This is a genomic window from Chitinophaga sp. Ak27 (genome assembly GCF_012726295.1).
Taxonomy (GTDB): Bacteria; Bacteroidota; Bacteroidia; order Chitinophagales; family Chitinophagaceae; genus Chitinophaga.
In genome coordinates, this window is record NZ_JABAOB010000006.1 from 78804 (window position 1) to 91045 (window position 12242).

Below are 12242 nucleotides of genomic sequence, written 5' to 3' on the forward strand. Positions count from 1 at the left end.
GTATTTATGAACCTGATTAAAACCGCCTTACAAAAACCAATAGCCGTCATCGTAGTCGTGATGGGATTATTGTTTTTTGGTATTAAAGCTACGCGGGATATTAAGATAGATATTTTCCCCGACCTCAACCTGCCTGCCATTTACGTATCACAGCCTTATGGTGGTATGTCGCCACAGCAGATGGAAGGGTTTATTGCTACCAACTACCAGAACCTGTTCCTGTATGTAACCGGGGTAAAAGATATTGAGGCCAAGAACATACAGGGCCTCACCATGATCAAGATTTCTTTTTACGAAGGGACCAATATGGCGCAGGCAGCCGCAGAAGTTACCGCCATGGCCAATCGTGCGTTTTCTGCTATGCCAGCTGGTACACAACCGCCTTTCATTATCCGTTTTGATGCTTCTACTTTACCCATCGGGCAGCTGGCGCTCAGTAGTCCCAAGCGCTCTAACAACGAACTGCAGGATCTGGCGATGACCGTGGTACGCCCGTCTTTCAGCCGTATCGCAGGACTTACCTCCCCGGCGCCATTTGGAGGAAACTCCCGTACCATTGTAATTCATGTGGACCCTGAGCAGATGCGTAGTCACCATCTTACAGCCGACCAGGTAGTAGCTGCTATCAAAGACAATAACCAGATATCTCCCGCAGGTAACGTACGTATCGGTGATATTACCTACCTCACACCCACCAATACCGTTATCCGTACAGTAAAGGAATTTGAAAATATTCCGCTGATCATGGGAGATGGACCTACCGTGTTTGTAAGAGATGTGGCGAAGGTCGAAGATGCGGCAGACGTAACCACCAGCTACGCAGTAATCAACGGGAAACGCTCTGTTTATCTCCCCGTAATTAAAACCGCAGATGCCTCTACCTGGACGGTGGTAAATAATCTGAAAGCGGCGTTGCCGAATATCCAGAAACTGCTGCCGGAAGACGTGAAGATATCTTTCGTATTTGACCAGAGTGTGTATGTGATCAATGCGGTAAAAAGCCTGATCAGTGAAGGGGTTATAGGGGCGGTATTGACGGCTTTAATGGTGCTCCTGTTTTTGGGTGACCGCCGCAGCGCCTATATCGTTATCATTACCATCCCGGTTTCCATCATCGTTGGAGTAATGTGCCTGAGATTGGCCGGGCAAACCATCAACATTATGACGTTGAGCGGATTAGCGCTGGCTATTGGTATCCTGGTAGATGAGTCAACAGTAACCATTGAAAATATTCACCAACACCTGGAAATGGGCAAAACCAAGGCCCAGGCGGTGTGGCATGCCTGCCAGGAAATAGCTTTCCCAAAGCTGCTGATCCTGTTTTGTATCCTGGCGGTATTTGCACCTTCCTTTACGATGGTGGGTGTGCCCAGGTCGATGTTTATGCCATTGTCGCTGGCCATCGGTTTTTCCATGATCGCTTCTTACTTGCTATCGCAAACATTGGTACCCATCCTGGCTAACTGGATGCTGAAAACAGAAAAATTCCAGCATCATGCCCGGCCACATGTACACAGCGGTGATCCACATAAAACCGCCAGCTATATTGAAACAGAGATTGCCGATGAAAAGCAGCACCAACAAACCATTTCAGGCTTCGACCGGTTTAAGTTGCGTTTCATAGGCTGGCTGGAAACATTACTGAAAAGACGCAAACTGGTAATAGGCGCTTATTTTATTGGTGTTATCGCCATTGTAGTATTATGTATAAGCGTTATAGGCCGTGATATATTACCTAAACTGAATAACGGGCAATTCCAGTTGCGTCTCCGGCAGCCAACTGGTACCCGGCTGGAACGGACGGAAACCATGGTTATAAAATCAACGGATATCCTGAAGGAGTTGGTGGGCGAAAAGAATATCGATATCACCTCCTCCTTCATCGGTACCCACCCATCGTCCTATTCCACCAATCCCATCTACCTGTTTATGGCTACCCCTAACGAAGCCGTATTGCAGGTAAATCTGAAGGAAGATTACAAGGTGAATATGGACGAATTCAAGGAAAAGCTGCGTAAGCGTATCCATGAACAAATGCCGGAAGTGAAAATGAGTTTTGAGCCGATAGACCTCACAGATAAAGTGATGAGCCAGGGAGCGTCTACTCCTATTGAAATTGCAGTAATGGGCAAAAACCTGAAAGAAAGTGTACCCTACGCAGAACGAGTAATGGAAGAAATGAAGAAGATTCCTTATCTGCGGGATGTACAAATCAACCAGCCTATGAACTACCCTGCTATCCGTATCAACATTGATCGCGAGAGGGCTGGTCAGCTGGGGGTAAGTATTACAGATATTGCCAAGTCATTAACAGCCTCTACTTCATCCAGCCGCTTTACAGAAAAAAATAACTGGTTGGATGAACGTAATGCCACTTCGTATTTTGTACAGATATCGGTGCCTGAAAATGAAATGACTTCTATCAGTGATATGGCAGCCATTCCTGTCAGCAAGGATAAAACCCGTCCTTCCCTGGGAGATGTGGCCACCTTAACACCTGATACGGTAGTGGGAGAGTATGACCGTATTGGCCCGGTAAGGATTGTATCTATCGGCGCTAATATTCATAAGAAAGATTTGGGCAAGGCATCTGAAGCGGTAGCAGCAGCAATAAAAAGAGCCGGTGAGCCTCCCCGTGGCATTTCCGTGGAGAAACGCGGTTTAATGAACCTGTTGAATGAAACTTTGGACAGCCTGCAATCTGGTTTGCTGGTAGCTATCGTGGTGATCCTGCTACTCCTGGCAGCCAACTTCCAGTCGTTTAAAGTAGCGCTGGTGGTAGTGTCTACCATCCCTGCAGTATTGGCGGGATCTTTAATTATGTTGCTGGTTACGGGATCCACATTGAACCTGCAATCGTATATGGGTATTATCATGTCGGTGGGCGTGTCGGTAGCCAATGCAATCCTGTTGATTACCAACGCAGAGAAATTGCGACTTGAAAACCATGATGCCCGAAGATCAGCGCTGGAAGGAACGTCTATCCGTTTGCGTCCTATCCTGATGACCAGTATTGCAATGGTAGCCGGTATGATTCCAATGGCCTCCGGCCTGGGTGAGGCCGGCGATCAGACCGCTCCGCTGGGACGCGCGGTTATTGGCGGCTTAATTGCCAGTACCATGGCTTCCCTGTTTATTCTGCCACTGATCTTCTCCTGGGTACAACAGAAAACCAGCGTAAAGTCAGTGTCGCTCGATCCGGAAGATGAAAATAGCGAGTATTATGTGCCCGGCGCTTCGCGCGTTTAATGAGTATAACTATAATGACTAAACGACATATCAATATCATGAACATAAATAAATACAGCCTGTCGTATACTGTAATGACGGCTGCTGCATTGCTGCCCCTTGGATTATTTTTCGCATCCTGCCACAGCTCCCATGCAGAAGATGAATCCGGCACTGAGAGTCATAGTGTGCAGGTAAAAGTGATTCATTTGCAGAAAAGCCAGTTGGACGCTTCCCTCCGGCTGCCGGGTGAAATAAAGCCTTTCCAGTTTGCCGACCTGTATGCCAAAGTGAATAGCTATGTGAAGAATGTGAATGTAGACCTGGGAAGCCAGGTAACAGCAGGACAGGTACTGGCTACCCTCGATGCGCCGGAAATGAATACACAGCTGCTGGAAGCGCAGTCCCGCCTTCATACCAAAGAAGCCATGTTCCGCGCCAGCAGGGCCACCTACGAGCGTTTACTGAAAACGAGCAAGGTGCCTGGAACTATTTCTCCCAACGACCTGGATATGGCCTTTGAAAAGATGAGCGCCGACAGCGCCGAGCTGTTGTCTGCCCGTTCCTCTTATCACGAGGTACAGCAAATGCTGGGCTACCTGGTGATCCGGGCGCCTTTCAGTGGCGTTATCAGTCAGCGTAACGTACACCCCGGAACTTATGTAGGCCCTGCAGGCAAAGGATCAGACAAGCCGCTGTTTCGCATAGAAGAACAGCAAAAACTACGTTTATCCATTGCCGTTCCAGAAGTATATACAGAAGAGGCGCATCAGGCAGAAAATGTTCGCTTTACGGTAAAATCCCTGCCAGGCGATACTTTTACCGCAAAGGTGAGCCGTGTAGCCGGTAGCCTGGATGTGAAACTGCGCTCTGAAACCCTTGAGATGGATGTGGCCAACAAAAGCGCCAGATTATTACCGGGTATGTATGCAGAAGTACAAATGCCGCTGCCAGGGAAAAAAGACGTCTATGTGGTGCCTAAGTCTGCCGTGGTAAGCAATTCAGAGAAAGTATTTGTAATTAAATCAGTAATGAATAAGGCTGTATGGACACCGGTGAAATGCGGTAACGAATCGAACGGGAAGGTAGAAGTATTTGGTGATCTATCGGACAATGATCAGCTGGTGCAAAACGGTAGTGATGAAATAAAAGACGGAACACCTTTGCAGGTGATAGCAAAATAATGTGTGTGTTTAAGGAAGGGAATAGTTTGTGAACAGATGAATCAATTTGGTAGATGAATCAATACAATGGTTAAACGGATCAATAATGAAGCATCAATAAATCGGCCTATATACGGTAATGTAAAGAGTGACCTATAGCAGGCAAACTATTTCCCTGATGAATGAGCTATCAGCGCTTCTGTAAAAGGAGGCGCTGTTGCTTTAAACCACAAGCAAAGAGAATTGTTACCAACGGGTAACAGTTGTAGGTTTAGGTAAAACGGCCGGAATAGTCTTATTCCGGTTTTTTATTACTTACCCTTTTGTAAAAAATAAAACCTCCCAAAGAAATACTCCGGGAGGTTGATATCATTTGACGCTATTACCAATTACCAGTCTTTTTCCGCCTGCATCGGTTGTCCTTTTACTTTCTTGGCTTTATCTTGCAATTTCTTTTCTTCCTGCGACAATGCCTGTAATAAGCGTTCCGCTTCCTGTTTGCTCATTTTGCTGGGCTGTGGCTGCGGTTTCTGCTGCTCCTGATCTTCTTTATCTTTATTCTGCTGGTCTTTGTTCTGATCTTTATTCTGGTCTTTGTTTTTGTCTTTATCCTGTTGATCTTTGTTTTTGTCTTTTTTGTCCTGGTCTTTGTTTTGATCTTTTTTGTCCTGGTCCTTATTTTTATCCTTGTTCTTGTCTTTATTCTTGTCTTTGTTTTTATCGTTACCGCCGCCGCCTTGCTGTTGTTTTTTTAGCATAGCCTGAGCGTACGCCAGGTTATACCTGGCATCTTCATCAGAAGGGTTGAGTTTCAATGCTTGTTTGTAGGATTTAATACTTTCCTCCCATTTTTTCCCTTCCATGTAAGTGTTGCCGATGTTGTAATCGGCATCGGATTTAAGGCCCTGCTTGTTGCCCAGTTTCAGGCTGTTGGCGTATTGGGTACGGGCATCATCGTAGCGTTTTTGCTGGTACAATGAATTTCCGAGGTTATAGCTCCCTATAGGCGATTGTGTATTTTGTTCTACCGCTTTTTTATAGGCTGCTTCAGCATCGGAGAACTGTTGTTTTTGATACAGTTCATTTCCCTTGCGAATGTATTTATTGGCGCCGTTTTGTGCAAACAGGCTAACACTGGAAAGCAAGGCTACCGTGGTAATAAAACAATATTTTAAAAAAATAATTTTCATGAGCCATTATTATAATTAAGCTGCTGAGGTAGTATCAGTAGTACGTTTGCGCCGTACTTCAGGTATAAAAAATTCTATCAGCAGCAGTGCCAGGCATACGCCCAGAAAATATTGAAAATAGCTATTGTAGTCAGTGAAAACGTTTTCTCCAAATTCTTTCTGCTCCATGCTATCTATCTTGTTCACCAGCGTGGCTACTACATCATCTGTATTATTATCCAGATGTTGATAGATGCCTTTACCTGCGGCCGCAATAGATTTGAGTTCCGTTTCATTCAGTTTGGAAATAACGGTTTTGCCTTCCCTGTCTTTTTTATAACCGCCGGTTTCCGGGTCGGGCAGCGGGGATCCGGATGGAGAGCCAATGCCGATGGTGTTGGTAACTGCTCCGTTTTCGAAGGCAGCTTTGGTATGTTGGATGGCGGTTTCATCATGATCTTCCCCATCTGATATGATAATGAGGGCTTTATGTTTGCGTTCCTTTTTATTGAAAGCATCATCTGCTACCTGTATGGCCTGCCCGATAGCGGTTCCCTGTGAGGGAATCATTTCTGGAGATACGGTACTGAGATACATTTTCGCGGCCGAATAATCTACCGTCAGCGGCATCTGGAGATAAGCGTTGCCGGCAAATACTACCAGCCCAATCCGGTCATTATCCAGTTTGTCCATTAACTTGCTAACGAGCTGACGGGCACGGGTGAGACGATCAGGTTGCACATCTGTAGCCAGCATACTTTTACTCACATCCAGGGCTATCATCACATCTACGCCCTTACGGGTGATCTTTTCCATACGGCTGCCTTTCTGCAGGTTGGCAAGACCCACAACTCCAAAGAAGAAGGCCAGGAAGATAAGCAGAAACTTTACTACAAAGAGTTTGCGGGAATAGCCGGTAAAAAGCTTTTCTACCAGTGCCTGGTCGCCAATGCGGCGTATGGAACGGCGTTTCCACCAGGATACACCCAAAAAGGCCACCTGCAGTACCAGTAGCAGTATCAAAGCCCATAAATACTCACTATGCTGAAATCGTAACATATTCGATTTTAAGATATCCGTTACCGGTAGTAAACCTGGTAAGGTATCAAAAATAATTTTTTTGTCACGTATTGCAAGCCGTTGGGGTGGGGTTTTATCGTTTTTTTAACGATCGGCAGTGTGGGAGCGGGGAACCTGGTGGTGGTTTGCAGGTCTTGTTGCCTGCAAACCACTATAGTATAAAAAATTACATTTCTCCTTTAAAATATCCGGCATCTGTCAGGATATCTTTGAGGATAGCCATGCGTACGGCAGGGATATCCACTTTGGGATCTTCTGTTTCTATATTCAGTATAAAGAACGAAGGGTGCCTGTTTTCTTCTATCCAACCTACTATCCAGCCCAGCTTTTTTACATCGGCGCTATCCCACCCGGTTTTATAGGACAGTTCATATTTCGGCGTTTTTTCCATAAGCATCACATCCCGCACGGTTTTCATCGTGGTTTTAGCGAACGGCAGCTGATCGAAATACAGCTTTTTGGCAAAACCCAGTTCTTCATCCGCAGATACCAGCAGGGAGTTGTCCAACCAGAAAGTATCTACCCGGCTGATTTTCATGTTACCATATTTGATAGAATCCAGCCACATTTTCAGGGTCGGCTGACCAATACGGCGGGCCACTTCCTGAAAATAAGGAACGTTCGACTGTTTAAAAGCCTGAGCCATGCTCAGGTCCTGGATCACCATGTTGGTATCCTTGATAGCACCGGTATGTACGCCTATAAGCGAAGTGAATATATCGAAAGATGCAGCTGGCTGAAAGCGTTTCTGGGCTCTTTCTAGATTGTATACCTGGAAGGTGCCCTGGCTATTGTTAAATAACATAAAAGTGCCTTCTACCTTGTATTGGGCGAAGTATTTTTCCCAGCCTTTTTCTTCTTTTACGTTATTGGGCGCGCAGGCCGCGAGCGACAAACCTATCGCTAATAACATCCAGCCAAACCGTTTCATCAGCATAAATGATTGAATTATGAGCTGCAAAAGTAGCAAAAAGCTGAAAGCATAAAGCAAAAAGCTACTGAGGTGAATGACCAGCGCGACTTTAATACCCGCAGAGATGCTTCGCCTCAGTAGCTTTTTGCTTTATGCTTTCAGTTTTTCCCTTATTTAATAACTCCCAGTTCCTTGCCCACTTTGGTGAAGGCGGCAATGGCCCTGTCGAGGTGTTCCTGTTCGTGGCCCGCACTCAGCTGTACACGAATACGTGCCTGACCTTTAGGGACCACCGGGAAGAAGAAGCCTATAACGTAAATGCCTTCTTGCAGCAGTTTGTCGGCAAACTGGGCACTTAATACGGCATCATACAGCATTACCGGCACAATCGGGTGATCGCCGGGTTTAATATCAAAGCCAGCTTCCGTCATTTTAGTGCGGAAATATTTGGTGTTATATTCCAGCTTATCACGCAGGGCGGTGGTTTCGCTCAGCATATCCAGCACTGCAATGGAGGCCCCTACTATGCAGGGCGCCACGGAATTTGAAAAGAGATAAGGACGGCTACGTTGGCGCAGGATGTCTATCACCTCTTTGCGACCGCTGGTAAATCCACCGGAAGCTCCACCGAGAGCCTTACCCAAAGTACCAGTAATGATATCTACGCGACCCATTACGCCTCTGTATTCATGGGTGCCACGGCCTGTTTTGCCCAGGAAGCCGGAGGAGTGGCTTTCATCAGACATGACAATGGCATTATATTTATCGGCCAGTTCACAGATCTTATCCAGCTGGGCTATGGTGCCGTCCATGCTGAAAGATCCGTCTGTTACGATGATACGGCTACGACAATCTTTAGCTTCCTGGAGTTTCGTCTCCAGGTCGGCCATATTGTTGTGCTCGTAACGAAAACGCTGTGCTTTACACAGGCGCACCCCGTCGATAATGGAGGCGTGGTTCAAAGCATCAGATATAATGGCATCCTGTTCGTTAAACAGGGGTTCAAATACACCTCCATTGGCATCGAAAGCGGATACATATAAAATAGTATCTTCTGTACCCAGGAATTTAGAAATCTTTTCTTCCAGTTCCCGGTGAATATCCTGTGTACCGCAAATGAAGCGTACGCTACTCATTCCATAGCCGTGAGTATCAATTGCGTCCTTGGCTGCTTTGATAACCGCCGGATGAGAAGACAGCCCCAGGTAGTTGTTGGCACAGAAATTCAGCACCGTTTTACCTCCCACCTGTATTTCAGCTCCCTGTTCTGATGTAATAATACGTTCTCTCTTATACAGGCCGGCTTTGTTAATATCGCCGAGTTCTTCCCGTAAACGGGTGATAAACTGCTCGTTCATAAAAATTCCAATATTTAGATTGAATCTAGCAATAAATGTATTACGATAATTGCTCGCGTAAATGAGTAACGGGTGGATAACCAAAAAGTTTGACCCAGGTGTAACATTTAGCCGTTGCACTGCGTCATAGTACTATCATGATTATAAATGCCATGAAATGAAAAACTGATAAACGACTTCCCGCAAAGAAATGCTAAAAGAGCATATTGGATAAAGGGTTGATTATTAGTTTAAATGATGTTACTACAACTGTGGAGGAATGAATTTTCGGACTTTAGAGCTGGTGTGGGTAACTACGATGGATTTGTCAATGATGGGTATTAAAGTATTTGTCGGATCTTAGCACTAAAATCCCGCACCACCGGAATGACGGAAAAGGAGTACAATAAATGCGTGGATCTGTATTCAGACAACCTGTTCCGCTTTATCGTTAAAAATCTGGAACATGCGGAAGACGCCAGGGACGTAGTACAGAATTCATTCGAAATATTGTGGAAACACTGTCAGGATGTGCCTTTCGAAAAGGCAAAGTCATACCTGTTTACAGTGGGCTACCACAATATGATCGACCATGTACGTAAGGTTAAGCGGGTTACACTGGTAGAACAATTTAAAGACGAAGAGAAAATATCGGATCATAAAGTGCACAATGCCAAGGAAGTGATTGAAAAAGCTTTGTCCAAATTGAGTGAAGTGCAGCGCTCCCTCGTAATGCTGAAGGATTATGAAGGATACTCTTACGACGAAATTGGAGAAATGATGGGTTTAAACCCATCCCAGGTAAAAGTGTACCTGCATCGAGCCAGGATTCATCTTAAAAATTACCTGGTAAAGATGGAAAATGTAATATAATTATTTTTATTTTATAAAATATTGATAATAAATAAGAATCTTGTCAAACGAGATTAACATATCAAATTATGAGTCCTTTCTGCTCAGCTATATCGATGGCGAGTTGAATGAGGCAGAACAGGCAGCCCTGGAACTTTTTCTCCAGGAGCATCCTCAATTCCGGCAGGAACTGGAATTGCTGGAAGGCACGCGGTTGGTTCCGGATGAAGCGATTTCCTTTAGTAATAAATCTGCTTTATACAGAACCGGAGTTCCGGCATTGCCTGACATAGAAGAACTCATGCTGGGCTATATCGACGGAGAATTGACAGCGGAAGAAGAGAAAGCATTGCAGGAATACCTGGAACAACATCCGGCCGCCCGGAAAGAGCTGGCATTGCTGCAGGCTACCAAATTAACACCTGATACCGGCCTGGTATTTACAGATAAAACGTCCCTCTATCGGAGCAGCGGGCACAAAACAGCACCCATTTATCGCCGCCTGGGATGGGTAGCAGCTGCCGCCGCGGTGGTAGCCGGCCTGGTTATCTGGCTGCTGCCAACAGGCAATCACCCTGCCGGAGTGCCTACCCTGGCAGATAAAGGAACCATAACGGCTCCTAAGCCGGTTGTCACAGCTCCAACAGCCACGCCAATCGCTGAAACTCCCGTAACAGCCCCGCCGGTAGCAACACCTACCTCTTCAACCCCGTCACCGCTATTGGCTACCAATCATAAAAAATTGGCTACCCGGGAAAGAAAAACAACCACTGCTGTAAAGACACCACAAGAGCAGGCCATCGCCGCAACTTCAAAAACAGATGCGCCGGTTATGTCGCAGCTACCTCCACAACGTAATTCAGTGGAAGAAGTAGTGGCACAGCACAGGCAACAAACAGATAATACACCTATTTCGACGGCCATTCATCCGGAAGTGAGTAACGAACCCATGCTGGCTGCCAACACTAAAATTCCTAATAGCGCCGGTATTAATAAAATAGCGCCCGCTGAAGCACCACAGCCCATTCAGGGTGAGCTGATTATGTCTGTAAGCGGCAGCGACAGTAAATTACTCGACAAAGTAACCAACGTAGCAAAGTTTTTCTCCCGTAAACGGAACAAACAATAAATCATGGTCATAGCATATGAAGCATAAAATTTTACTCATTTTGTTACTGGTATTATGTGGCGAATGGGCTCATGCGCAAAAGGCAGATACAAAAAACACCCCGGCTACCCCGGATACCATACAGATAAAAGGACTCATCATCATAAAAGGGAAGAATGATAAGGGGCGTACCAGTTATAAGTTTTATAATGATACCGCCTATACCCGGCATAAGCTGAAGAAAAACCTGCAAACCAAATGGTTTGTATTTGACCTGGGGTTCAATAACTATATCGATCGCAGCGATTATACAGGCGCCAGCTTTATCAATTATTATCCCAATAACAGCAATTATTATAATGGCGCTGTGGCCATGAACGCCGCGGTCCAGCGGTCATACGATTACTCTGCAGCCGGACTGGCTACCTTTGCTCCCCGGGAAGCAAGTGAACCTTTAACACCATCTGAATTTAAACTTATCACCGGAAAATCGATCAATTTTAATATCTGGTTGTTTGAACAGCGACTTAATATAACAAAACACAAACTAAACTTGTTATACGCTTTAGGATTAGAAATGAATAACTATAGGTTTGCCCGCAGTATTACATATCTGCCGGGCTATCCTACACAAATAATCCGGGATACCGTAGAATTTTCAAAGAATAAGCTATTCGCCGAATATATATCCGTACCGGTAATGCTTAATTTTAATTCTAACCCCGCCCGCCCGAGCCGCGCGTTCCAGGCGAGCTTTGGTGTCTCTGGTGGTTATCTGCTCAAATCCCGGACAAAACAAATCAGCCAGGAAAGAGGTAAAGTAAGGAAAACCGATGACTTTAATCTCAACAAATGGCGTTTCGGTTTAACCAGTGAGTTGGGCTATGGTCCTGTGAAGTTGTATGCAAATTTTGCCCTCACGCCGTTGCATGATTATGGGTTACAGCAATATCCGTTCTCAATCGGTATCCGGTTGAACGGCTTCTAAGCTCTATTTTAGCCAGTCCAAAATTGTATTTATGCGTTCTTTTGTTGCTCTGATGACATGTATTGTCTGCATTGCATGGATTCATTCCTGTGAGAAGCGCCTTTTGGGTGTAAGACTTGAAAAAAATAACGAAAATAAGGTAACTCCTTCACCAGAGATATATGTAACGATGGAGGCTCCGGCCAAACCTGTTAATTATATTGCCCATGCGGCTAGCCTTGTTACCCTGCCAGCAAATCCTTCCAGGATCAGGAGCCGCGCTAAAAAGCCCGATCACGCTCCCAAAGCATTTGATTCCCTGTTGTTTCGCCAGGCCCTGGCCAAAGGAAAATATTCCTTGTATAACAACAATATTCCCTGAAATTATCCCTGAAATCATCCACTTGTTAAGATAATGACCGGTT

The 12242-nt window shown here is 45.5% G+C and carries 10 protein-coding genes; 6 read left to right on the top strand and 4 right to left on the bottom strand.

The window, feature by feature from the left end; genetic code table 11:
- Window positions 1-6: 6 nt before the first annotated feature.
- Together HGH90_RS20015 and HGH90_RS20020 are read left to right on the top strand one after the other, a co-directional pair.
- On the top strand, window positions 7-3249 hold the full coding sequence (locus tag HGH90_RS20015; RefSeq protein WP_169191770.1) for an efflux RND transporter permease subunit: 3243 nt from the start codon (window positions 7-9) through the stop codon (window positions 3247-3249).
- A gap of 38 nt (window positions 3250-3287) precedes the next feature.
- A complete protein-coding gene (locus HGH90_RS20020) occupies window positions 3288-4412 on the top strand; it encodes an efflux RND transporter periplasmic adaptor subunit (protein WP_211093008.1) in 1125 nt (374 codons plus the stop codon).
- A gap of 368 nt (window positions 4413-4780) precedes the next feature.
- Here the strand turns inward: HGH90_RS20020 and HGH90_RS20025 are convergent, their stop codons facing one another.
- The 4 genes from HGH90_RS20025 to kbl all read right to left on the bottom strand — a co-directional run bounded on the left by HGH90_RS20025 (window position 4781) and on the right by kbl (window position 8911).
- The gene (locus tag HGH90_RS20025) at window positions 4781-5581 is read right to left on the bottom strand and encodes a tetratricopeptide repeat protein (protein ID WP_169191771.1); all 801 of its coding nucleotides are present in this window, start codon (window positions 5579-5581) and stop codon (window positions 4781-4783) included.
- A gap of 15 nt (window positions 5582-5596) precedes the next feature.
- Window positions 5597-6619, bottom strand: a complete 1023-nt coding sequence (locus tag HGH90_RS20030; RefSeq protein ID WP_168765120.1) for a VWA domain-containing protein — start codon at window positions 6617-6619, stop codon at window positions 5597-5599.
- A gap of 187 nt (window positions 6620-6806) precedes the next feature.
- A complete protein-coding gene (locus tag HGH90_RS20035; RefSeq protein WP_248277041.1) occupies window positions 6807-7577 on the bottom strand; it encodes a penicillin-binding transpeptidase domain-containing protein in 771 nt (256 codons plus the stop codon).
- Between the two features lie 146 nt (window positions 7578-7723).
- Complete coding sequence (gene kbl, locus HGH90_RS20040; RefSeq protein WP_168765121.1) at window positions 7724-8911, bottom strand: glycine C-acetyltransferase; 1188 nt, start codon at window positions 8909-8911, stop codon at window positions 7724-7726.
- A 366-nt stretch (window positions 8912-9277) separates the two neighbouring features.
- Here kbl and HGH90_RS20045 point away from each other — a divergent pair, with 366 nt between their 5' ends.
- The 4 genes from HGH90_RS20045 to HGH90_RS20060 are packed head-to-tail and all read left to right on the top strand — an operon-like array spanning window position 9278 to window position 12199.
- On the top strand, window positions 9278-9763 hold the full coding sequence (locus HGH90_RS20045) for an RNA polymerase sigma factor (RefSeq protein WP_145661482.1): 486 nt from the start codon (window positions 9278-9280) through the stop codon (window positions 9761-9763).
- 40 nt (window positions 9764-9803) lie between these two features.
- Window positions 9804-10871 carry an anti-sigma factor family protein gene (locus HGH90_RS20050; RefSeq protein ID WP_169191772.1) on the top strand — a complete coding sequence of 356 codons (1068 nt, stop codon included), beginning with the start codon at window positions 9804-9806 and terminating at the stop codon, window positions 10869-10871.
- Window positions 10872-10887: 16 nt separating this feature from the next.
- Window positions 10888-11838, top strand: coding sequence for an outer membrane beta-barrel protein (locus tag HGH90_RS20055; RefSeq protein ID WP_169191773.1), 951 nt, complete (start codon window positions 10888-10890; stop codon window positions 11836-11838).
- A 31-nt stretch (window positions 11839-11869) separates the two neighbouring features.
- Window positions 11870-12199, top strand: coding sequence for a hypothetical protein (locus HGH90_RS20060; protein WP_168765124.1), 330 nt, complete (start codon window positions 11870-11872; stop codon window positions 12197-12199).
- The last annotated feature ends 43 nt before the right edge of the window (window positions 12200-12242 follow it).

Coding starts and splice junctions, on each gene's coding strand:
- HGH90_RS20025 (WP_169191771.1), bottom strand. CDS start 5,581: ATGAAAATTATTTTTTTAAAATATTGTTTTATTACCACGGTAGCCTTG.
- HGH90_RS20015 (WP_169191770.1), top strand. CDS start 7: ATGAACCTGATTAAAACCGCCTTACAAAAACCAATAGCCGTCATCGTA.
- HGH90_RS20035 (WP_248277041.1), bottom strand. CDS start 7,577: ATGCTGATGAAACGGTTTGGCTGGATGTTATTAGCGATAGGTTTGTCG.
- HGH90_RS20045 (WP_145661482.1), top strand. CDS start 9,278: ATGACGGAAAAGGAGTACAATAAATGCGTGGATCTGTATTCAGACAAC.
- HGH90_RS20055 (WP_169191773.1), top strand. CDS start 10,888: ATGAAGCATAAAATTTTACTCATTTTGTTACTGGTATTATGTGGCGAA.
- kbl (WP_168765121.1), bottom strand. CDS start 8,911: ATGAACGAGCAGTTTATCACCCGTTTACGGGAAGAACTCGGCGATATT.
- HGH90_RS20060 (WP_168765124.1), top strand. CDS start 11,870: ATGCGTTCTTTTGTTGCTCTGATGACATGTATTGTCTGCATTGCATGG.
- HGH90_RS20020 (WP_211093008.1), top strand. CDS start 3,288: ATGAACATAAATAAATACAGCCTGTCGTATACTGTAATGACGGCTGCT.
- HGH90_RS20030 (WP_168765120.1), bottom strand. CDS start 6,619: ATGTTACGATTTCAGCATAGTGAGTATTTATGGGCTTTGATACTGCTA.